Here is a 21,510-nt window from a genome sequence, read left to right as displayed (position 1 = left end):
CAAATCATTCACCTGTCCCTTCCTGGCTGATAAAAACCTCAATGCAAGCGCGACTTATCGTGAGCCATGAGCCTCAAGCCTTCAGCACGATAGGTCACTGGTAACAATGAGTAATCGAGAGTCCTGACCCCTTATGCGCACATTGCGTATTCCCGCGGTTTCGGCAAGCAGCCAGCCCCGAAAGATCACCAGTTTGGGCAAGTACGGCCACGGCCTGTCTATCTGACCAAGGAGGCGAGGTCACCGGTGGGGTTTGGGTAGCGGCGTCATGACCGATCGCTGCTGACCGCTTCAGCAGAGGGCTTCAATGGGAGCCTTACCCTGGCTGGCTTCCTGACGATTCAGGATGCCAGCACAACCAGGCGGATTGCCGAACGGCCAGGGGCACAGAAATAAAAAACCCAGCCTGGGGCTGGGTTTGATAAATGGCGGAGAGACAGTCCGCCAATATCGATTCCGAGCCATTCCTTATCACTCCAGAAAAACCCTATATATTGCGGATAGATACAAGACAACCATTCCGAACCATTCCTGTAGCTTCCTCCCGAATCCGGCGCTAAAGTATGGGCCAAAGTATGGGCTGGCGAGTTATGGATTCAGTATGGGCTGTAACCCAGCGCAATCGCCTAACCCATTGAACCAACAGGAGTGTGGGTAAAAATGGGGAAACTAACTGCTAGAACAGTCGAGGGGCTATGTAAGGCTGGGCTGCCCGGTATGACTAATGATGGGGACAGTCTTTACCTCAAGATCGGCAAAGGAGGTGGAGCGTCTTGGATTTATCGTTATCGCCAGGCAGGCAAACTTCGGGATATGGGGCTCGGGGCATACCCTGGAGTCAATCTGGCAGAAGCTAGGACCCTTGCCTTCGAAGCTAGACGTATTACCCAACAAGGCGGTGATCCAATAAGTCAGAAGCGTGCCATAGCTAAAGCAGCTGAGGATGAGGCAAGGCGAGTGATCACCTTCCGCGAGCTGGGAGAGCTGTACATTCAGGCACACCGAGCTGGATGGAAAAGCGTCAAGCATGCCCAGCAATGGGGTAATACCCTAGAGCATTACGCATACCCACTGATTGGAAAACTGCAGCCCGGTGAGATTACTACTGAGCACATCCTCAAAGTCTTGCAACCAATATGGCAGACCAAGACTGAAACAGCGTCACGAGTCCGTAATCGCGTTGAATTGATTTGGGATTCAGCAAAAGCCCGGGGGGTTGTGTCTGGCGAGAATCCTGCCAGATGGAAAGGGCATCTGGACGCACTTTTGCCCAAGCGTTCCAAAGTGAGGAAGGTAAAGCACCATTCAGCCATGCCTTTCCGGCAAGTCGCAGCTTTCATCAACCAGCTAGCTAAAGTGGAGGGCATGAGTAGCCGAGCACTTGAGTTGCTTATTCTCACCGCCGGGCGAACCAGTGAAGTGCTAGAGGCAACATGGGATGAGATCGACCTAGAGAGACAAGAATGGGTGATTCCAGCTGAACGAATGAAAGCTGGGAGAGAACACCGTGTACCGCTTTGCAAGCAGGCGGTCTCCTTACTTGAAAGCCTGTCACGACTTCAAGGGTCACCCTTTGTTTTCCCCGGCAAAAGGTCGGGCCGTCCGATGTCAGACATGTCGCTCACCATGTGTATGCGGCGACACGGAATGGGTGAATTCACGGTTCACGGTTTCAGATCGTCGTTCCGAGATTGGGCCGCCGAACGTACCAACTACCCAAGAGAAATATGTGAAATGTGCCTCGCCCACGTAGTGGCACAGGGGGCCGAGGCTGCCTACTGGCGAGGAGATGTGTTAGATAAACGTCGTGGGCTAATGGGGCTATGGGGACAGTATGTAACGGATGACGCTGGGGGTGCTGTCATCAAGATAGCCTGATTGTCCAAACCATACCTATTGACCCCGAATCGTTCCAGCGTTAGGATTTCCCCATCATGGCCCATTCTCTCGAGATTGGGCCTTTTTCATTTCCGAACCCGGCCACTGAGCCGGTTTTTTTATATGGAGGCCCTTCCCCCGACTTGCTATCAATAACGAGCAAGCGAACAGCTTTACCCTACCCATAACCCGCCATCGTGCGGGTTTTTTCGTTTCAGGAGATCAGCAAATGAGCATCGACTTGAGCCAAGTAACCTTGTTGAAACGCCAGCAAGTAGAGGCAGCAACCAGTCTGTCTCGGAGCACTATTTACGACATGATGAGCAAAGGGCAGTTCCCAAAACCCGTCCGGCTTGGGGCTCAGCGTGTTGCATGGAGGGAGCGAGACATTATTGAGTGGCTCGAACACCAAGTTGCAAGCGCAGCATAGGGAGGCTGACATGCAAAAAGAAAAAGGCCGCACCGCGAACGGCACGACCCAGCTTGAGCAGGGTCAGCATATCACCAAGTATGAATTGGTCGCCACCCACCTACTGGAGCAGGGAGCCCAAGGCGTCAGCGCCTTGTCTGGCCTGGCCGGTCTGCATGAACTCAACTTGCGCAACAGCATCGGCCTACTCCGTCGAAACCACGGGCTAGCTATCACCGATGCGTTCTTTGAGCACCAGCATAGCGGCGGCGGGACCACTCACTTCAAGCGCTATTGGCTGGCCGACCGCGATCAAGCCCATAAGCTGGTGGCCTTGATCAACCATTGGCGACAGCAGCGCCAGGATGCCCCACTGGCAGATGACTACGCCGCCATCCTGTGCGCTCGCACGCTGGCAGCCACTCCCCTCCCTCCCGCCGCCTAACGGAGTCCCAAATATGACTATCGAAAAAAGCAGATTAACTTCTGAGGCCGCCCCTCAGCCAGTTGCCAGCCAAGGGGTTAATTTCACAGCCCTAGAAGGCGATATGTCCGTCATCAAGTTTGAAGGCGTGAAGGTGCGCATTGTGAATATCAGCGGTGAGCCGTGGTTTGTAGCCAAGGACGTATGTCAGGCGCTTGAAATATCCGATCACAAAGTTGCCATGCGCCGTCTTGATGGTGATGAAAAGGGGGGGTGTTTAATACCCTCCCTTGGCGGCAAACAAACAATGCGCACCGTATGCGAGTCAGGTTTCTACAAGCTGATTGCCCGCAGTCGCAAGGCCAGCACACCCGGCACACTGCCCCACCGGTTCAGTAACTGGGTATTCCGTGAGGTGATCCCCTCTATCCGTAAAACCGGTGCCTATGGTGTTCCATTCTCCACCCTGAACGATTACAGCCGCCGGCAAGCCCAGTACACCAAGGAGGCGAGCAAGAGAGGGTATGCCCTGCAGTCTTGCAAGGATGAGAAAGCACGGTTGAAAGCTGAAGAGACTGAGCTTTGGCGTAAATATCAGCCTGAACTCTTGGGGATGAGCCATGACCAGAAACATTAATGGGCTCACTGCCCAGGGCGAAGCCTTGCCCAAATTCCAAAGGGTGGGCTTGTCCCACAACGTCCAACGGAGTACGATTCCTCTTGCAGCGGCAAAATCCGTTGCCGAGATTGGCGTCTCGAAAATATCTACGGAGCCGACCCACGCTCTTGCGTGGTTTTTTGTCGGTACTCGATCCTCATTTCTTGGGGCGCTGCTGGCCTACCTGGTCGGTGGCCTCTACAGTGTTATGGCGGTTCGGGCGAGGGCCTCGAAAGGGGCGCTGGGTTCCGTAGTGACCAGTTACGCCAACCTTGTCCGGGCTGCCACCAGTTGGAGATTGGCGTCTTCCGGTGGCAGAGAAAATCTGACCACTACGGAGGCTGCCATCATGGCTACTGTCCCCACCCCTGCCTTACCCAAAATCTTCACCTTCCTGATCAAGCGTCCTCGCGCCTGCCGTTTAGCCGAGCTTCGGCGTGTCCGCACTATCTCTGTCATCGCCAATACCGAGCGCCAAGCTCGCGCTAACTTGCCTGGCTTGTCTCTGGTGTTTATGTCCCGCACCCCGAGCATGGGGGTGGCCGCATGAACCAATCCACCCCATCCCGCCTAGAGGCACTGCTCGAGCAGTTTGCCGACGCCCTGGAACAAACCGACTTATGTCTCCAAGAGCGGGCGCAGTTCAGCGCTTTGCTGGATGCCCTGCGCATTGAGGTTGGGCTCTGCCAGGAGGTGCTGGCATGAGTAATCGACTGCTCAACACCCTGAATGGCCGCATGTGGCGTGAGTTATCACGTAACCCACTGCGCCCCGCGGTACTGCGGGAACTCTTCAAGCGGGTGACCAAGGCTCAGAAACAACCAGGCGAGCGCAATGCAACAGGGGGTTGCCATGACCGAGATAAATAAGCTGGTGGAGCAATTAGCCCAGGCCTACCTGGCCGCCCGGGGCAATGTGTTTACTCACCTGGGGATCCAGCTTCCCCTTGCTGCTGAGTCACTGACGATGGCCATTCATAACAACATCGTGGGCGCTCACCTCGAAAACGCCGGGGCGCAGCAGGGGCAGGCCGATGCCTTGCTCATGCTGCGGCACATGGTGGTGAACGGGACTTTGACCACGCTGGGCGCCTTGGTGGTGGATCAGATGTATTGCGCCTTCTGCGCCGACGTTCACCAGATGCTGGAAGAGGGAAAGGACCCCGTGGTTGAGCTTGCGAGCGAGAGCAAGCGGAGGGCGATGCAATGACAGCGGTATATCAAGGAGCTTCAGGCCCCGGTCATCAAAACAGCTCACCATCCCGGGCCGACACCTTCCTCAAGTTTGCGGACCTGGATGATCTGCAGGTGGTCGTGATCCACACAGGTGAGCAAGCCAGTAGGGATGCCGGCATCAGGGCTACCCTGCAGCGCGCCCACAACGAGGCGGTTGCGACAGACAACCCGATTGACCCTGAGGTGGAGCCGGAGCAGGCGCTGTATGTGGGGCCCACTCAGTTGGATGACGGCGCCAGGCTCTACAAGATGGCCGATCGGGATGCGACCAAGCGAGTCATCGTTCACCAGTTCGGCAACCTGGCCCCCGAGAAGGCCAAGCGGCTGATCGTGGCTCTGCGCAAGCAAGCCCCTAAGGCCGAGCTCTACCGCGGTAACCCGGGCCAGAATGCCGAGCCCTGGCAGCTGGTGGATGTGGTGGCCTTCGAGCAGACACTGGCGGTAGACACTCCATCGGACGAGGTGCCCTGGTCAGACAATGTGGCTCCGCTCCATCTGGTGAAAGGCAACCCAGAGGAAGGGCCAGAGCTGCCGGCAGGGTTCGAGGTGCGGGGCTCGCGTCTGTGTGCCCTGACCACTGTGGGCCGGGGTGAGGATGCTAGGCAAGAGTGGATCCCCATTGCCAGCCCCGTCCATGTACTGGCTGAAACCGCTGACGAGCAGGGCCGCGGCTATGGCCGCTTGTTGGAATGGCGCGACAGTGCCGGGCGGACGCGCCAGTGGGCCATGCCGGTGCGCGCCCTGGTCCCGCGCAACGGTGAGGAGGTGTTTACCGCGCTGCTGGATGCGGGCCTCCCCTTCATCGAGCTAAGTCATAAGCGCAGGCTGACGGCCTATCTGATGAGTTGCCAACCCAAGCGGCGTATCACCTGTGTCGAGCGCACAGGGTGGCATGGGCATGCCTATGTGCTGCCAGGGGGCGCCATCGGGCCGGATGCTGAGGGGGTCATTTTGCAGACCGCCGGCTACACCGCCAGCGACTTTACCGAGCGCGGTACCCTGGCCGGCTGGCAACAGGGGGTTGCAGGGCTGGCCGTGGGCAACTCCCGCCTCTGCTTTGCGCTGTCACTCGCCTTTGCAGCGCCCCTGCTCTCCCTGATAGGCATGGAGGGCGGTGGCTTCCACCTCAAGGGCGAGAGTACCGACGGCAAAACGACAGTGATGAAGGCGGCCGCGAGTGTCTATGGGTACCCGGATCGGTATTCCCAAACTTGGCGGGCCACTGGTAACGCCATCGAGGGGATTGCCAGCCGGCGAAATGATGCCCTGCTCTGCTTGGATGAATTGGGTGAGCTGGACGGCCGGGAAGCAGGACAGACCGCCTACATGCTGGCTAACGGCCAAGGCAAGGGCCGCAGCAAGCAGGATGGCGAGCTGAGAGAGCGCAAAGCCTGGCGGTTGCTGTTCCTCTCCACAGGTGAGTTGAGCCTCGAGGACCATGCCGCCAGTGCCGGGAAGAGTACCCAGGCCGGGATGGAGGTGCGGACAATCCAGATCCCCAGCGATACCGGGCACCATGGCGCCTTTGAGTGGCTACATGGCATGGATGGAGGCCGCAGCTTTGCCGATACCCTGAAAGCCAACTCAGAAGAACATCACGGCACCGCCTTTCGCACCTATGCCCAAGCCCTGACCCAATCCATGGATGAGCACAGTGAGCGGCTGAGGGCCGACATCAAGCAATTGGCAGCAGAATTAACCCCCAAGGGTGCGGGTAATCAGGTTGGCCGAGCAATCAACCGGTTTGCGCTGGTGGCTGCAGCCGGGGAGTTGGCCACCCGATTGGGGGTAACTGGCTGGCCAGAGGGGGAAGCCATCAGGGCAGTGAGGGTCTGCCTCAAGGCATGGTTGGCAGAGCGGGGACACCTAGGTAACCAGGAGGACGCAGCCATCCTAGAGCAAGTACGTGGGTTCGTGACAGCTCACCAATTTACACGCTTTGCCGATTGGTTCGATGCTAGCCATCGCCCGGCAAATATGGTGGGTTTCCGTAAAGTAGAATCAGATGGAGTGAGTTTCTATGTTCTACCCCCTGGCTGGGTTGAGATAACAAGGGGAAAGGACCCTAAGCGAGCAGCTCGCCTTTGCCTTAAGGCGGGATATATTCTTACAGGAAAAGACAAGAATCGGTTACAACACCTTTATCGATTGCCGGGTATGGGTAAGGCATCAAGGGTCTATGTACTGACCGAACGTGTATTGACCGATGAGGATGATAGCCGAGAATACAAATAGCGTTAGCCAACAGGGACCATAAAGACCACATCATACTCAGGTCATAATCACTCCACGTGCGCGCGTGAAAGAAAGAAGAAAAAATGGTGGTTACAGTGGTTACATGGCTACAGAAAAATAACCAAAGCCTCATGTATCAAGAGATTCCGCTGTAACCACTGACATAAAATTGAATGGTTACACATTGGTTACACTGGTTACGTCGAGGGATATCTCGATCTAAATGTTTACTCTGGCATCTGACGTATTAGTCAAGATAGTAAACTCTTTCAAAGATGGACGTATCAAAAAGGGTGCTTTATTATGCAAGCACCCTCTAAGTTAAGTTATATATAACTTATGTGAATGATACCTCTGCAGGACCGACCTTAATTACATCGGTATTAGCGACTTTAACGCCAACTCCGTGTTCTGAATCACCATCCCAAGTGAAGACAAGCCCATATATACTTTCTTCATCATGAAAGGCATACACTTTGACTAATTTGAAATCAACACTGTCAGAATGGTATTTTCTTTTAATATACTCGGATATTGCTTCATTAACTTTCGAATTCATCTCGCGCTGGTTGTTACGAAGATACTCAACATCCGAGATGAATTTATCATCAATTTCATAGATCTCGAGATTTACAACCTGGATAGGGTCATCTACAAATGACTCCAATATAATATCACAGCAAATACCTTCGTCATCCTCATAAAAACCAATAGTATCCATAGTCATCTCCGATAATATTTAACCACATGATTTCTTGGGTTGCTTATTATTCAATCCCTTGGCAACGCCCTTCGCCTCTTTAGATTCGTATTTCACTCCATGTTCCTTTTCAAACTGGCTAACAGATCCTGCGTGAGGGAATGATGCCTCATGTGCTTCTGTCTTAACAAGTTGCATGGTTGATGTGTTTGTAGCTGGATCATAGTCATCTAAATGGTGCCAAGTATATCCATCTGGATGAGATTTACCTGTTGCATTCCCTGAAACCCCTTTATACCCAGCGATATCATTAGCAGCTTTAAAATCTCCATATCTACCACCAGACATCTGTATTTTAACTGTATTTATTCCTCCTTGATAAAGGGCGTCAGAACCTGAGAAATCAACACCTGAGTACTTAGATAATCCATAAGGGTCCACCCACTCCAGCGGGTTATGCACATACCCTTGTGGCCTCAGTCCGCCTGCAAATCCTATTGGGTCTGACGAGATATACTGCCCCAACTCAGGGTCAAAGTAACGGTGACGGTTGTAGTAGAGACCCGTTTCCTGATCATATAGCTGCCCCTGATAGCGCAACTCGCAGTAGGTTTCTTCATTCGCAGCATCCCCCAGGAAACGTCTGAGTTGTTGCGGTATCGTATCGGTGCGATGGGTGCCCCACAGTAGCTGTTCACCTCGCCAGACAATATCTCCCTCTTCACTGCATAACTCTCTGGCCGTGCCCGCTACATCGGTCACGATGTAGTGCAGACGATCACCCTGTTCACAGGCTTCCCACTGAGCCAGTGGCCTGAAACTCCCCGGCTCATACACCCACTGTACCTGCCGGGCAGCGTTACCATTTGCTCGGTAGCTCTGCTGCTGTACCAACTGGTCACCGTCCCAGCGGTAATGGACACGGCTGATGGCGGCGAGTTGGCTCACCTGACCTTCCCGCTCCTTGCCAATACGGCGGCCAAAGGGGTCGTAGCGATAACGCCAGCGGCTGCCATCCGGCAAAGTAACCCGCTGCAGGCGGTCGTGGGCATCCCACCGGAACTCGGTGGTTTGGGGGCGGAATCCGGGCCGTGATACCACCTTTTCACATAATCGCCCGCACTTGTCGTAGCGGTACTGACTTTGCCCAATCTGGCTAACTCTGCCTGCTTCATCATACTGACGCAGCGGCTCGGCCTGTGCCTGCTGGCTGGACAGCGGTTGCCCATCGCTTGGCAGAATATGGGAGAGCTCGCAGAGGTTTAGTTCACTGTCATAGCCAAACAGTCGGGCCTGACGCTCGTGACCGCGCTTGCTGCGCTCAGCCACCACCTGACCGTTGCCATTGAGCTTCCAGCCCTGTTCGCCCCAGTGGCTGTCGTTGACCCCAACCAGGCGGTCGAGGGCATCATACTGATAGTGACGCGACAGGGTGTCGGGCACAGCGCCGCTCGCCGGCACCAGGGATTGAGAGAGCAAGAGCCCAGTCGCGCTCCACCCCTGATTGAGAGTAAAACCGGCCTCACTCTGGCGCACCTGCTCACGCCCTTGCTGGTCATGGGCAAACTGCAGGGGCTGACGGCTGCCCACGGTGAGCTGGGTCAGTCGCCCTTGCTGCCAAGCCAGCCCCAGCGGCGCCAGCAAGCCGGTGATGGTCTCACGCTGGCCAGCCTCGCCGTAACGACTCTCGATACTCTCGCCATTGACGCGCTCGCACACCACCCGCCCCAGCACATCCCACTCGTATTCCACCAGGGCATCTGCATTGCTGGCTCGCAGCAAACGACCGGCAGCGTCATAGGCAAAATGAGTCTCCCCCTCACGCTCGCCATGCTCACGCAAAGCTTCAACTCGGCTCAACCGCCCCAACGCATCGTAGTGATAGCGCAGCTCGGCGTTATCCGGCGCACGACGCAAGACAAGCTGGCCGACCATATCATAACGATAGTCATAGCGACGACCGTCGTAGTGTACCTCTCTGGCCACCCGGCCACAGTGGTCAAACTCATACCGCCAACTACACCCTAGGCTGTTGGTAACACCGGCAAACTCACTCTCGGCATTGTAGTAATAACGGGTAGTCGTCCCCAGCGGGTCGGTCACGCTCTGGAGGTTGTCAAAAGCACTATAGGCAAGTTGATATTGCTGACCAAGAGTATCGGTCAGTCGCACCAGATTGCCTTCGATATCGTAATCGAAGCGGCTTTCGGTGCCATCTTCATAGATAACCTTGCTTGGCTGCTGCTCGTGATGGCGATACTCCCAGCGACGAACCAAGGTGTGTTGGTCACTCTGCTGATAACGGGCAACCAAACGATCCTGCGGGTCGTAATCAAAGCGCCAGGGCGCACCCACTGCTGGCTCGTAGCGAACCAGCAAGCCACGTGGGGTATATTGCCATTGACTACGCAGTCCACCCGGATCGGTCATGGCCGAAAGCAACCCTTGGGGGGTATATTCATGACTCCAAGTTTGCCCTAGAGGATTCGTCACCGTCTCAAGCTGCCCCAGATGGTTATAGCTATATTGCCAAGGTTGACCGAGGGGGTCGATATAGGCCTCCAGCCTGCCCGCCTCATCGTAGCCATAATGGTGTGTCGTGCCATCGGGCAAGATAACCTGGGTGACTTGACCCCATTCGTTACGCTCAAACTCGGTACGCTGGCCCAGCGAATTGACCAGCGCCGCTAACTGGTTGTTCATCCACTCAAAGCGGGTCTCGCCGCCATCTGGCTCACGGCGCAGCAGGATGTTGTTACGCTCATCCCTCACATAGGTGGTAACACCACCAAAACCACTGTGGTAGTAACTGGTAAGGTTGGTATCGTCATAACGGAAGTAGCCATCCCAATAGTTGTCGGCGCAGCGGTTGGCCAGACAGCGCCCCTGCACATCGTACTCATGCTCGACCCAGGTCTGGGCCAGATCACTCCAGCGGGTGAGCCACCCTTGCGGTGAATACTGATAGTCAAAACTGCGCCCGGCACCGGCCCGCACCTCAAGCAGCTCACCATTGGCACCATACTCATAACGGGAGAGCTGGCGCGGAGGGTCAAATTCCGACATTACCAAGGTGAGCGCCCTGACATAGCGTCCCTGATGACTGACCCGAATATAGCGGCCATCGGCTAGCAGTACGCGTACCAACCGACCCCGTTCCCATACCCAACGCATGGTGTTGCCATAGGCATCGCTCATGGACGTCAGGTAGAGGTGAGGACCACGGGCATGCTCGAACCCATAACGACGACCATCCAAATGATGCAGTTGCAGCAGACCGTCAGTACGGGTCAGCCGCCACTCAGGGTTAGAGAGGCTTTGCGCCCACTCCCCCTCATCAGGTAGGGTAAAGAAGGCTTGGTTAAATTCACCATCGGTGAAGACAACCATGCCTCCTTGCAGCTCCAGTGACATGTCCCATTCCGTACGCCAGAGTGAACCCAGGATGCCGGGCCGACGCGGCCCGCCAGAGCGGTAGTAACGAGTAAATCCAACTGGCAACAAGCTGGCTAAGCGCCAATCCTCCCGGCGTTCGAACACGAAACCGGTGGCCATGTCGACCGGCTCACCTTTCCCTTGGCACGTTTTTGTTGAGGCACAGTTATTACCATCTGCCTGCCCAGCTTTGGTTGTTTCGGTGGGAGGTTTATCGAGATCACCATCACCCTTGTTGCGGCCGGCATTGACGCCTTCAGGCAGTTCAGCTCGCCCTTTCGCCCGAGGTGAACCGGTGACACGGGTGACCACCTTGCCAATAAATTCATCAAATTTTGCTGCTATATAGGCAAGTGCTGAGTCGTATTTTGCCGAGAGTTTCTCCAGCGCGTGGATAATCCCGGTGATTTGCTCCTTCATCATGGCAATCAACCAGCGGTTGCTCGCCGGGTCTATCAGCATTTTCTTCAGGGCCGCAATCACCTGCAGCAAAATGGCTTTGGCTTTTTGCCCATATGTCGATATCTGGGAACGTAGCTCCGTCAACCCTTTAATCAGGTTGCCATTAGACAGGCTGCGAATAGTCTTGATGGCAAACTGGATCGCCTTCCTATCGCCCAGTTTCAATGCCTTGATAATGGCCTTACCACTGACCTTGATGGCATCACCAAAGCCGGGGATAACTCCTATCAAGCACAGCGCCCCTCCCGCCAAGTGCAGATTATCATCCAGCTTTGCTGGCTCCTTGTAGGAGACGTAACCCCACTCACCAATCGCATACAGGTCGATGACCTGACCAACCACAGGAACAAACCCCAGCAGTACTTCACACACCAAGAGTACCGCTTCATTGCTGCTGGCCTTATCACCTAACTCAGCAGCTAAGCTGTGATGTATCTTGTTGACGGCAACTTTGAGCTCACGGCTACCTTTGTTTATTTTTTTATCCAATTCCCAAAAGCGCTTGTAGGCCTGGTTGTACTTGTCCGGAACACTATTGAAAATCCCACCGAGCATACCGACGTCATCGACATCAACTTCATCTGCGTCACTGTCAGAGGCGTCATATTCAATAAGTCCTTGCTGGCGCAGAATAAGAAACAACGTGAAATATTCGGCAGCTAATGCAGCATGGGCAGGATTGGATTGAAAGACCGGGTTATTTTGCAACGTTTCCTGAGGTTTGAATGAGTCACTCCCCTCTTCCAGCAGTAATTCAAAAGGGCCGCACCCCATATCCTTTATCTTACAGAGCCCATTTTTATCCGTCTTGCCACTGATCTCTTTCTTATTGCTGTCTGTCAGCACGAAAGGGGCATTAGGGACCGGTTTCCCATCGTCATAATGATAATGAATGATGACTTCACAGCCACACTTTACGCATCCGCCAGAAATGATGTTATCGGTCGAAAAGTTGTTCTTGGCAGCCTCATCACTGGACATCAGGCTTGCTGTTTTATTTTTACTCATGAGTCCCTCAACCTATTCCTTATCCAATTCATGCAGTGCCTGTTCAAACAACCTATCCATGCGGTTTTGTTGACCAACTAATTCGATTGGGTCATCCATTATTTTTTTTGCCCAGGGAAACGCCATAAACCCCGCCGGCATTTCCAATTTGAGACTCAAGAAACGGATAACATCCTGTTGATTCTTGAACCCATGGGAGGTTGCTTCTTTCTCACCTTCTTTGACGAAAGAGAACAACTGTTCTGGCTGCCACCCCTTAACCACCTGATGATGCGCTTGGATATGCGCAACATACTCATCGTGGGCAATACGATCTGATTGCGAGTTCAATGCAGACCATTGAGTGGGCGACAACTGTTGGGGTGTGCGTCCAGCAAGGTCATGTTCAACCCGCTCAACAAGATTGAGATGTTCACATCCGCCCTCAGGTGACACATCGATGATCTTGGCGCTAGGGCCAAACAGCGCAGTGGCTTCGGCGGGAGAGCTTGCCATCAAAAGGGGCTTAACCACCTGCCAATCACTGAGCCGCAATATGGCGGTCTCATTTTCGGGTGTCTCTATCCAAGACCACTGCCGCAGATGAGCCAGCAATGCTTGCAACTGCTGGAGCGGCGTATACGCCAACATGAACCAATCGAGTTGCAGCATCAGCCCCCATCCGGCTTGATGGATGACAAGGCGCTGGAGCTCTGGCCAATTTCCACGATGAACCGGGATGAGATAAGGCGAGATAGTGCTATGCAGCTTTCCCGTCTCCCCCCAATACAGCCTGGTCTGCTCGAGGCTGCCACCCCATTTTTCAGCCAAGCTGGGCACAGCATCATTGATGGCTGCCTCGGCAAACATGAACAGACCTTGCCCATCAAGCAGGCTCTGCCACTCATCATCGTTATACCTACCAGATACCATCATCTTGTTATCGGTCACGCATTACGCTCCTTTGTCGTCTGCCAGGCCAAACATCCATTCACGCCGATGAAAATGAGCTCTTGAATCACTCACCAGCACAGCGTCCATCTTGAATTTTTTAATGGCCATCGATAACGAGTTGTGGGAAACCAATTTGATAAACTGAGGGTGCCGATAATAATCAGAACCTATAATCCACCGATGTGCTGACCAGGATTCCCACTCATCCTCCGATGCAGAGGGATAAAACTCTTTTGCCAATGTAATTCCGCTGATAAAGCGCAGCTCCAGCCACTCAATACTCAGCTCAAAGGGATAATACTCGCTGGCCCTGATGAACAGGGTTTTGGTTAGATATTGATAGCGAGCTTGATTGGTCAATACTCGATAATTCTCTGCGCTCAGTCTGTTTTCATATTCTTGTGAAGGCTGGTTAGTGGACAACCCTCGCTCCCCGAGACATTCAAATTGCGACCTTGAATAGCCGACACCCACCACTTCGGGTACATATATCGCTAGAAATTGAGCCTCAAACTGTTGCTTCGTTGGCAAGTCAACCATTGCAAGCCATGTCTTTAGCAAGGTGGGTTCGTGAAAGGGGAAAAAGGTTTGACGCTCATCCGGGTAAATACAGGTGAGGCGAGCCATGCACACTCGCTGAACTTCATTTATCTCAGCAGTTGCTGTCAGTAGCACGACACCCACGTCAGGGTAGCATTCATGTGACAAGATCCATAACAGCAGGCTTTCCGTTGCCGCGCCTTCTTCGATGGAAAGCAGCACAAGTTCAGAGGCGGGGTAACCTTGAACATGATTTTTATTAGGCAATAAGCGCCAATACTCTTGGCATCTATTACATAATGATTTCCAATAATCAATACCACCTTCAAATTTGGTGATATCAACAACAACATATAATTTCGATGTTTCATTTCTGACGATATCGAATATAGGAAACAGCATCAGAATTGCCTATCTAGTTGTGGCTTTAATGGAGCAAGCTGCTCTTATATACACATGCCTATAGGACAGGAGGGGTTTAAGTAACTGCAGAACATGGCTAAAATTATCAGCCACACAACGTAATTCAGTAGTTAAACGGTGGGCCGGAATTTCCCTGCCCACTATTACACATCACTATACCTTTTCTCCGCGAGCCCAACGCTCACGTACTTCCGCAGGAGTCAACGGTGGAAATTTAACTCCCTTATCAATCAAAAACTGTTTTACCTTAATAGCCCATGGGTATTGAGGTGATGATTTATCCATTAAAGATAGGCTGTCTTCCACTGAGTAGGCTAAATCTGAACCACCGCTGTCTCTCATTTTATAGTCAGCACCATGCTGCAACAGCCAATAAACAACCTCATATTGGTTAATATATGCACCATACAATGCGCTATTGCTACCAGGGCCATCTGTCAGATTAAGATCTGCACCACGCTCTACTAATAATTTAATATCAGCCCAGCGAGCCTCACCAATTGCATTGAATATAGCTGGCTCACCATTTCTATCCAGAGAATTTGGATTCCCTCCTGCATCCAAAACAACCTTGAGCAGTTCTGGATATTTAGAACCAGCAACGGAGCAAACTGCGTTATCACCAAATCCATCTTTATAATTGGGATCGGCCCCTACTTTCAGGGCAAGTTCGACCGCTTTGTAATCTTTAGTCTCAAGAATTAGCCATAGTAACGGGGTAATACCCTCTTCATCTTGTATATTAAGGTCAACCCCTTGCTCAACCTGACGACGAGCTGCAGCCTCATCACCACGCTGGATTGCATCCAAAACATTCACTACAGGGGCTGGAAAAAACTCACTGGCTTGCATACTTTTTCCTCCCACTTGGCACGCAGATAACAAACCCAGTACTCCTATGCAGAGTACTTTCAGACGAGATAGCCATATCATTTTGTTCCTCCAAGCTTGCTGGTAATGGTGCCAATATCCTCACTCTTTTGCGCTTCAATACCGGCAATAACTTGATCCATACCGTGTCGAGCAATAGGATTCCCCCCTTGCGAAGGCAAGGGTAACATTTTCCCGGCGGCAGAAGGTAATGCCCCACCAGCCAATATCGCCCCTCCCAAAGCGCCACCAATCACCGCACCAGCAGAACCTCCGACGGCACCACCAATCCCGGACAACATGGTGGGCACAGCCAACTTGCCTATCCCTTGCACCATGGTGAGGACCTCTCCGTCCACTGCCTGAGTCGTGATCAGCTCACCTATTTTGTCCAGTGGTAAGCCACCTTTGCGGCTGACCGTGTTGGCATGCAACCCGGCTGCATTGAAGGTATAACCGGGCAGACCGGTAGCGCCGACCCCTGCTGAAGCCAAGCCACCGCCCAAGGAATGGCCAACAGCAACTAGAGGCGACGATGGCGAGGCTACTGATCTTTTGACTCGTTGAGCCAGATACATTGCCTGATTGTATTGCTTGGTTTCTGAACCTATCCCCTGAGTCGCATTAGTCATCCAGTCTAATTTTCCGGTAACAGCGTTATTGGTGCCCCGATAGGTGAGCATGGTCTCGTTGTTAATGGAGGACTTGAATAAGGCGGCGCCAAACCCGCTCTTTTGGTCGGTAAACACAGCATTTTCTAGACCAGGTATTTTCTTGGTATCAACCAGCTCAAGACCAACAGGAGCCGAGGGTAATACAGTTCGAGCACCGCGGTTGAATTCATCGACGGCATAAACATACTGCGCAGCTTCAGCCCGCAAGATACTGTCATTGTTGAACCCCAGCCGCTTACCGGCATCAGCCAGCCCAGGCACCTTGGCGGCACGCTCGGATAATTGTTTACGCGCCTGGTAGCGCAGCTTACGCTGAGCTTCCGTTAAGGTTTTTTCCACCTCTGGCAAGGCCACAGGGGCAGCCCACTCGAGCAGTGTTTGCCATGGCACCAGCATGGGAGAAAGCGCCAGCAGTGGCAGTCGCTTTTTGGCGGCTTGTTCGGCGCAGCTTTTGGCAGGCGATTGATAGGGGCTATCCCCGATAATCACATTGCCACTGCCTGCGGCGACAGAGCCCCCACAGCCAATGGCATCTCCTACCCTGGCCGCCGCTTTACCGTTGATAAACACATTGCAGGAGCCACCAGAAATAGCGCGGCTATGAATACCGTGGGGCATGTTGGGACACGGGCAAGCATGGAGTAACACGGAATCACCTTTGCGTGCAGCAGGCTTGCCATTAATGATGACATCGCCACTACCAGCAATGATCGGTGTGGCAGGAAAACAGCCGTGACCGGCGCAGCTATCGCCCAATCGAGCAGCACTTGGCATATCGACTCCTTAGCGGCGATCCGGCGCATCCGGCAAGGTGGGCTTATTGGGTGCTTCCGGCTCTATTGCAACCGGCGCAGTGCCGGCGCCGGGAGAGCCACCGTCATTGATCTTGACCACATTGCCCGAGATAGTTACCCCGGCTGCGTCAAGTTTGATGAAACCACCGGGTCCTTTGATGGTCAGAGCCTGCCCCGCTTCCAGCACAATGTCGGTAGCCTTGAGGTAGCTATCTGTTCCCACCACTACACGCTGATGTGCGCCAACTACCAGCTCTTCCCCACCGGAGATCGATGTCTGGCGGCTGCCATCTAAATGGGTTATCTCTCCCCCACCAATGAAGCGCTTGAATGAAGCCATCACTTTTTGTACAAAATGGCGGCCTATAAGCTGATGATGATCCTGCCCAATTTGTTCAAAATCATCTTGGGCTACCGTGCGATGACTATGGCGGTCTACCCGCTGGAACTGATCTTGATTGACCGTCAGATGTTGATCCAGTCCCACACTTTGGCGATGAATGTGGTTGATGACGACGTCCATATCCTTTTGGGCATGGATGTAGATCTGCTCTCTAGATGCTTCATCTTCAAAGCGCAGTTCATTAAATCCTTTACCTTTATGTGTATCGGTTCGCAACAGCGTACGTGTCTTATGCTCGGGCAACACATAAGGGGTTTGATTAGTGGCATGATAAGTGCGGCCAGTCACGATGGGCTGATCCGGATCCCCCTCCAGGAATGAGACGATGACCTCATGACCGATACGCGGCACTGCCATCATGCCATATTGTCCACCGGCCCAACCTTGGCTGACTCGCACCCAACAGGAGCTCTGATCATTGCTGGCACCATATCTGTCCCATGGGAACTGCAGCTTGATTCGACCATATTTATCGCAATAGATCTCTTCACCTGCCGGGCCCACTACCGTGGCAACTTGGGGACCATCTACCATGGGCTTATGCGGTAATTGTGGTCGCCAGGTTTGTAGTGCTTTGACTACCGTGAACTCATTAGTGATGGTTGTTGCCCCATCTCCGCCTTCCTCTTCCAGAGCTTGAGGTTGTTTACCGGTATGGAGAATGCTGACTACTTGCCAATTGGTATTCAGGACAGCATTTGGATGCTCACTTAGTGAAAAGGTCTGACCCGGTAACAGCGCCGCACAGTTCGACTGACCCCGACTCGCCATGGCATCGCTGCGCAACGAATCGAGCCGATATTGGGTGAAGGATTTGCCACTGGGGTCCTGCTTGAAACGCCCTGGATAGTCAAAATGCTGATAAGTGTCACGCTGGTGCTCAAGTTCACTCCCTAGCTTTTTATGAGATAGGGCATACGCCGGGGTTTTAAAGCTGTAGTCCTTGAGTTCAACCTCAGCTTGGCGCACCGTTTCTCGATAGTGAAACTTGCGAACATAGGGCCCTTGCTCTAGCGAGCGGTTACCCAAATTGAAGAAGAGCGTGGGGCCATCGGTGAGTGCGGCTGTATTGTCTGCAAACACAAGACGATGCTTGCCTTGCTCAAATTCATGGAAATAGAACATCCCCTCTTCTGCTGCAAGGCGATTGATAAATTCAAGGTCGGACTCCCGGTACTGTACGCAGTACTCCCGCTGAGCATGGGCGTTTTTGAGTGCAAAGGCGTAGTCAGTAATGCCATGCTCCTGCAGCAAGGCTCCTATGATTTCTTCCGGCTTTTGTGCCTGAAAGATTCGGGCATTGTGACGCAGACCTAATCGCCACAGAGCTGGTTTGACTTCCAGGCTGTAGCGAGTACGCCGAAAACCACTGTCACCTTGCTCGAACTGGCTCACAACACCGTTCACACGCCGCTGCAGCTCGCCCTCATACCACACCAACAGTTCGCACGGCTGATCCAGTACAGCGCCAAAATCGATATCAGGCTGGCTACTTGCCAGTTCCAACGCAAGTGTGAACGGATCGCTTAACGCCTCATTCAATGTAAAGCCGGCCACTACAAAAGTGGGATCTGGCAGCGTCCCCACTTTAACGGTGAACTGCAGTCCGGTCTGATTAGCCATGATATCTCCCTATCACTTCTCCAAACATCACCTGAAACCTGCTAAAACAACACGCTACCGCCCTCTCCGGTCCATTTTCGGCAACTAGAGATAAGTAACAAGACGGGTAATACGTTGATTGTCTCTGCATAACAGGACACCTCTTATTGCTTTGCAATCACTCCGCGTAAGCAGGGAGATGGCAAAACATAAAAACCACGAAAAAAATTAACCAACTGAAAAATAAGGAAATAGGCCGGTTGTATAACCGGCCTGATTAGAAGAAATAACGGGCATAAAAGGCGAGTCTTATGCCTCGATCGGGGCGCGCCAGTCATCGGCACCTGAAGTCCCGGCGACGGTGTGCTCCCAGTCGATCTTGCGGTAAGCCAGAGAGACCTGGATCAGCTGGGTGAAGTCAGACTTCGCCGGATCCTGGCAGTGGGGCATCTGGCAGTCGATGTCGACGATGGTGGCATCGGTCAGTACGGTGCTGAAGAAATGCTCTTGTTTGCCCTCAACAGAGGTGCGGTACCACTTCAGGGTCACTTTCGGCAGCATTTCGCCGGAGGCCAGGGAGTTGTACATCAGCGGTACAGCTTTATTCAGGGCCACGGTGAATTTGAACGGCTTATGGACGCGCTGACCAGCCGGCTGACCGGATTGCGGATCGGTCGGCACGGTGACGACGTGCTGGAATTCCTGCACCAGCATCTCGTCTTCATGGCCCTGCACGAAGATGTTGCCGACGGAGTCAGAGGTGAAAGCACCGGCGGTGATGTTGCCCTGGGTTTTACCTTCGATGCTGATATAACATGGAGTTGGCATGGGTATGCTCCTGATTGGTTAAACGGTAATGACACTCAACCGGAACCATTAGCAGTGACTATGCCACTTACTAAATTATTTAATAATCAATACCTTATGTTCTCATACTTGAACTGTGTGATAGTGCTTGCGCAATAATTTGCTCAAACAGATGTCATGGACTGGCAAGGCTTGAAAAAATAGTTATTAATTCCGATTTTCATGCTAAAAATTGCTTCAGGAGAAATTAATGACTGCCGATATCGTTATTATTCACACAGGCTTGCTGTATAGATATTTAGCCCTAGCCATAGGGACGACTTGGCTTCGCCAAGAACCTATCGCCACTGTTTGAGGGTTGTGTAACCACCGGTAACCACCATTTCTTTGGGGCATGGTTACAGTAGAAGCCAATGGTGGCGTGGGTTAGAAGGCGATGTAACCTCGTAACCAGTGTAACCAGCGCCTACTTGATATATAGAGCAAACTGCTGGCTGGAATCACACTGTACTGTCACCTGTCTATGTCGACTGAAGCGACAACTGAAAGTCTCAAAAACTACCTTATTACCTCAGGGTCTCTGCCAATAGGAACCAAAGGGCCACCGAGTGTGGCCCTTGCCTTTTCTGCTTCATGCGCGCGTGAAAGAAGAAACAAAAATGGTGGCTACAGTGGCTACACCACAACGAAACACCTCTGTAGGCCTTATGTATCAACGGATAGAGGTGTAGCCACTAGGCTGATTCTTAGTGGCTACACATTGGCTACAGTGGCTACAAAAGGGGGCTGTAGCCACCTGTAGCCACCACCTTTTTGGGTAGTGGCTACACGACAACCCCAGCAATAGCGCGGCCTAGAGGGGAGTTGTAGCCGCGTAGCCACTGTAGCCACCGTTTTTTTCATACATAGAGTGCAGACAGCCGATCGAGATCACACTTTTACTGCAACAGGGGGTTGCCTTGAGATTGACCAACGAACAACGAGAGCTGGTGCTCGAACTGCGCCACCAGCACTCAATGAGGGAGGTGGCTGACATAGCCGGCCTGCCATTGGGTACCGTGAAGTCCATCATCAGCCGGTCGGGGCTGTTCGCCGATAACCTACTGGCCATATTCACCTAGCCTCCATGACAAAGCTGCAGGGAGGCCCTGCCGGCGGCACCTGAGCTGCCTCCCCATCCAGTCAAACATTTTGCCCCATTTTGTGACGGGTCAGCTGGTAGTCGTGTGGGTATTCAAGCAGGATCTCGAAGGCTTTTCTCCGTGGAGATAGCCAGCCTGAAATATCTAAATAACAAGGAGTTGAGATGCTACATGCCATTTTGCATGGCAAGGCCGGGAGAGTTGAACAAGGTGGCCTGTCTATCCGCTGGAGTGAGCTCTTTAAGCGCAACGAGGACTTGCTCACAGCCACCTTCTTTGGCCGACTCCCCTATTTATCAAATGGTGCTTTCGAAGCTGTGCTGGGTTGCCTAATTGGATTGGAGCAGGCAAAGCGGCTAGCACCTACCTTCATTGAAATTGTACTCTGGCCTCGCCTCAATGAGTGGGAAGAGCGCGGGTATGTCGAACCAGATGTGATCCTGCGATTTAAGCATGAACTGGTGATGGTTGAGGTTAAGCCTCCCTTCGGAGGTGGCCAGTACCAAGACCAGTGGCGGGCACAGATGACGGCGTTAAGTGTCGAAACTGAGTATCTGGAATACGAGCAGATTCACTTCGTTGCTCTCGGCAATACCCTGCCAACCCCTTTGCCCATAGATGAACACCCCAAGCGCTTTACCCCCATGACTCAACTGGAGTGGGCCGCTCTACGTCGCTTATTGCAAGATGACGAGGTTTTCACAACCAGCCGGCAAGATGAGGTTGTCCGCCAGGATGGAGCTATCCGTAAGGATTTGCTGGAGGCCTTCAGGCTGTTTGGCATGCTGCCTATGGTACCAAGCTGGCAACCCCTGCTGAATTTCTCCAATGGCTTGAATCTGGATCACCGCTTGCTGGCCACCAACGCCCAATAGGCT

Annotated in this window: 18 protein-coding genes; 10 read left to right on the top strand and 8 right to left on the bottom strand. The window is 53.1% G+C overall.

Going from position 1 to position 21,510, the window contains the following annotated elements; translation table 11 throughout:
* Positions 1-660: 660 nt before the first annotated feature.
* From ACW5W7_RS07135 to ACW5W7_RS07095, 9 genes are all read left to right on the top strand, one after another.
* Positions 661-1,878, top strand: coding sequence for a tyrosine-type recombinase/integrase (locus ACW5W7_RS07135; protein WP_456501250.1), 1,218 nt, complete (start codon positions 661-663; stop codon positions 1,876-1,878).
* A gap of 229 nt (positions 1,879-2,107) precedes the next feature.
* Positions 2,108-2,308: a helix-turn-helix transcriptional regulator gene (locus ACW5W7_RS07130; protein WP_456501249.1), complete on the top strand. Its 201-nt coding sequence runs from the start codon at positions 2,108-2,110 to the stop codon at positions 2,306-2,308.
* A gap of 10 nt (positions 2,309-2,318) precedes the next feature.
* A complete protein-coding gene (locus ACW5W7_RS07125; RefSeq protein WP_456501248.1) occupies positions 2,319-2,732 on the top strand; it encodes a hypothetical protein in 414 nt (137 codons plus the stop codon).
* A 13-nt stretch (positions 2,733-2,745) separates the two neighbouring features.
* On the top strand, positions 2,746-3,348 hold the full coding sequence (locus ACW5W7_RS07120; RefSeq protein WP_456501247.1) for a BRO-N domain-containing protein: 603 nt from the start codon (positions 2,746-2,748) through the stop codon (positions 3,346-3,348).
* On the top strand, positions 3,332-3,919 hold the full coding sequence (locus tag ACW5W7_RS07115) for an ash family protein (RefSeq protein ID WP_456501246.1): 588 nt from the start codon (positions 3,332-3,334) through the stop codon (positions 3,917-3,919). Before ACW5W7_RS07120 ends, ACW5W7_RS07115 begins: the two co-directional genes overlap by 17 nt.
* Positions 3,916-4,074, top strand: a complete 159-nt coding sequence (locus ACW5W7_RS07110; RefSeq protein ID WP_323939213.1) for a hypothetical protein — start codon at positions 3,916-3,918, stop codon at positions 4,072-4,074. Before ACW5W7_RS07115 ends, ACW5W7_RS07110 begins: the two co-directional genes overlap by 4 nt.
* A complete protein-coding gene (locus ACW5W7_RS07105; RefSeq protein ID WP_456501245.1) occupies positions 4,071-4,238 on the top strand; it encodes a hypothetical protein in 168 nt (55 codons plus the stop codon). Before ACW5W7_RS07110 ends, ACW5W7_RS07105 begins: the two co-directional genes overlap by 4 nt.
* Positions 4,222-4,578: a hypothetical protein gene (locus ACW5W7_RS07100; protein ID WP_456501244.1), complete on the top strand. Its 357-nt coding sequence runs from the start codon at positions 4,222-4,224 to the stop codon at positions 4,576-4,578. The genes ACW5W7_RS07105 and ACW5W7_RS07100 overlap by 17 nt, the downstream gene beginning before the upstream one ends.
* On the top strand, positions 4,575-6,839 hold the full coding sequence (locus tag ACW5W7_RS07095) for a DUF927 domain-containing protein (protein WP_456501243.1): 2,265 nt from the start codon (positions 4,575-4,577) through the stop codon (positions 6,837-6,839). The genes ACW5W7_RS07100 and ACW5W7_RS07095 overlap by 4 nt, the downstream gene beginning before the upstream one ends.
* A 337-nt stretch (positions 6,840-7,176) precedes the next feature.
* Here the strand turns inward: ACW5W7_RS07095 and ACW5W7_RS07090 are convergent, their stop codons facing one another.
* The 8 genes from ACW5W7_RS07090 to hcp1 form a co-directional block, all read right to left on the bottom strand.
* Positions 7,177-7,560, bottom strand: coding sequence for a hypothetical protein (locus tag ACW5W7_RS07090; RefSeq protein WP_456501242.1), 384 nt, complete (start codon positions 7,558-7,560; stop codon positions 7,177-7,179).
* Positions 7,561-7,578: 18 nt separating this feature from the next.
* Complete coding sequence (locus ACW5W7_RS07085) at positions 7,579-12,444, bottom strand: RHS repeat-associated core domain-containing protein (protein ID WP_456501241.1); 4,866 nt, start codon at positions 12,442-12,444, stop codon at positions 7,579-7,581.
* Positions 12,445-12,456: 12 nt separating this feature from the next.
* Positions 12,457-13,374: a DUF4123 domain-containing protein gene (locus tag ACW5W7_RS07080; RefSeq protein WP_456501240.1), complete on the bottom strand. Its 918-nt coding sequence runs from the start codon at positions 13,372-13,374 to the stop codon at positions 12,457-12,459.
* Positions 13,375-13,377: 3 nt separating this feature from the next.
* A complete protein-coding gene (locus ACW5W7_RS07075; RefSeq protein WP_456501239.1) occupies positions 13,378-14,319 on the bottom strand; it encodes a hypothetical protein in 942 nt (313 codons plus the stop codon).
* 174 nt (positions 14,320-14,493) lie between these two features.
* On the bottom strand, positions 14,494-15,192 hold the full coding sequence (locus ACW5W7_RS07070; RefSeq protein ID WP_456501238.1) for an ankyrin repeat domain-containing protein: 699 nt from the start codon (positions 15,190-15,192) through the stop codon (positions 14,494-14,496).
* 77 nt (positions 15,193-15,269) lie between these two features.
* Positions 15,270-16,658 (bottom strand): PAAR domain-containing protein, encoded by a 1,389-nt coding sequence (locus ACW5W7_RS07065; protein ID WP_456501237.1) that lies wholly within the window; start codon positions 16,656-16,658, stop codon positions 15,270-15,272.
* Between the two features lie 9 nt (positions 16,659-16,667).
* Positions 16,668-18,704, bottom strand: coding sequence for a type VI secretion system Vgr family protein (locus tag ACW5W7_RS07060; RefSeq protein ID WP_456501236.1), 2,037 nt, complete (start codon positions 18,702-18,704; stop codon positions 16,668-16,670).
* Positions 18,705-18,992: 288 nt separating this feature from the next.
* Complete coding sequence (gene hcp1, locus ACW5W7_RS07055) at positions 18,993-19,511, bottom strand: type VI secretion system effector Hcp1 (protein WP_010634822.1); 519 nt, start codon at positions 19,509-19,511, stop codon at positions 18,993-18,995.
* Positions 19,512-20,796: 1,285 nt separating this feature from the next.
* Here hcp1 and ACW5W7_RS07050 point away from each other — a divergent pair.
* Complete coding sequence (locus ACW5W7_RS07050) at positions 20,797-21,507, top strand: hypothetical protein (protein ID WP_456501235.1); 711 nt, start codon at positions 20,797-20,799, stop codon at positions 21,505-21,507.
* The last annotated feature ends 3 nt before the right edge of the window (positions 21,508-21,510 follow it).

Source organism: Aeromonas intestinalis (genome assembly GCF_054052485.1).
Note: the sequence above shows the minus strand (reverse complement) of the source record. Positions and strands in the feature narration are given on the sequence as shown.

Excerpts from the sequence above, each read along its gene's own strand:
- ACW5W7_RS07065 (WP_456501237.1), bottom strand. The coding sequence starts at position 16,658 with ATGCCAAGTGCTGCTCGATTGGGCGATAGCTGCGCCGGTCACGGCTGT.
- ACW5W7_RS07110 (WP_323939213.1), top strand. The coding sequence starts at position 3,916 with ATGAACCAATCCACCCCATCCCGCCTAGAGGCACTGCTCGAGCAGTTT.
- ACW5W7_RS07100 (WP_456501244.1), top strand. The coding sequence starts at position 4,222 with ATGACCGAGATAAATAAGCTGGTGGAGCAATTAGCCCAGGCCTACCTG.
- ACW5W7_RS07070 (WP_456501238.1), bottom strand. The coding sequence starts at position 15,192 with ATGCAAGCCAGTGAGTTTTTTCCAGCCCCTGTAGTGAATGTTTTGGAT.
- ACW5W7_RS07130 (WP_456501249.1), top strand. The coding sequence starts at position 2,108 with ATGAGCATCGACTTGAGCCAAGTAACCTTGTTGAAACGCCAGCAAGTA.
- ACW5W7_RS07125 (WP_456501248.1), top strand. The coding sequence starts at position 2,319 with ATGCAAAAAGAAAAAGGCCGCACCGCGAACGGCACGACCCAGCTTGAG.
- ACW5W7_RS07085 (WP_456501241.1), bottom strand. The coding sequence starts at position 12,444 with ATGAGTAAAAATAAAACAGCAAGCCTGATGTCCAGTGATGAGGCTGCC.
- ACW5W7_RS07090 (WP_456501242.1), bottom strand. The coding sequence starts at position 7,560 with ATGGATACTATTGGTTTTTATGAGGATGACGAAGGTATTTGCTGTGAT.
- ACW5W7_RS07120 (WP_456501247.1), top strand. The coding sequence starts at position 2,746 with ATGACTATCGAAAAAAGCAGATTAACTTCTGAGGCCGCCCCTCAGCCA.
- ACW5W7_RS07135 (WP_456501250.1), top strand. The coding sequence starts at position 661 with ATGGGGAAACTAACTGCTAGAACAGTCGAGGGGCTATGTAAGGCTGGG.
- ACW5W7_RS07075 (WP_456501239.1), bottom strand. The coding sequence starts at position 14,319 with ATGCTGTTTCCTATATTCGATATCGTCAGAAATGAAACATCGAAATTA.
- ACW5W7_RS07095 (WP_456501243.1), top strand. The coding sequence starts at position 4,575 with ATGACAGCGGTATATCAAGGAGCTTCAGGCCCCGGTCATCAAAACAGC.
- ACW5W7_RS07060 (WP_456501236.1), bottom strand. The coding sequence starts at position 18,704 with ATGGCTAATCAGACCGGACTGCAGTTCACCGTTAAAGTGGGGACGCTG.
- ACW5W7_RS07050 (WP_456501235.1), top strand. The coding sequence starts at position 20,797 with ATGCTACATGCCATTTTGCATGGCAAGGCCGGGAGAGTTGAACAAGGT.
- ACW5W7_RS07105 (WP_456501245.1), top strand. The coding sequence starts at position 4,071 with ATGAGTAATCGACTGCTCAACACCCTGAATGGCCGCATGTGGCGTGAG.
- hcp1 (WP_010634822.1), bottom strand. The coding sequence starts at position 19,511 with ATGCCAACTCCATGTTATATCAGCATCGAAGGTAAAACCCAGGGCAAC.
- ACW5W7_RS07115 (WP_456501246.1), top strand. The coding sequence starts at position 3,332 with ATGACCAGAAACATTAATGGGCTCACTGCCCAGGGCGAAGCCTTGCCC.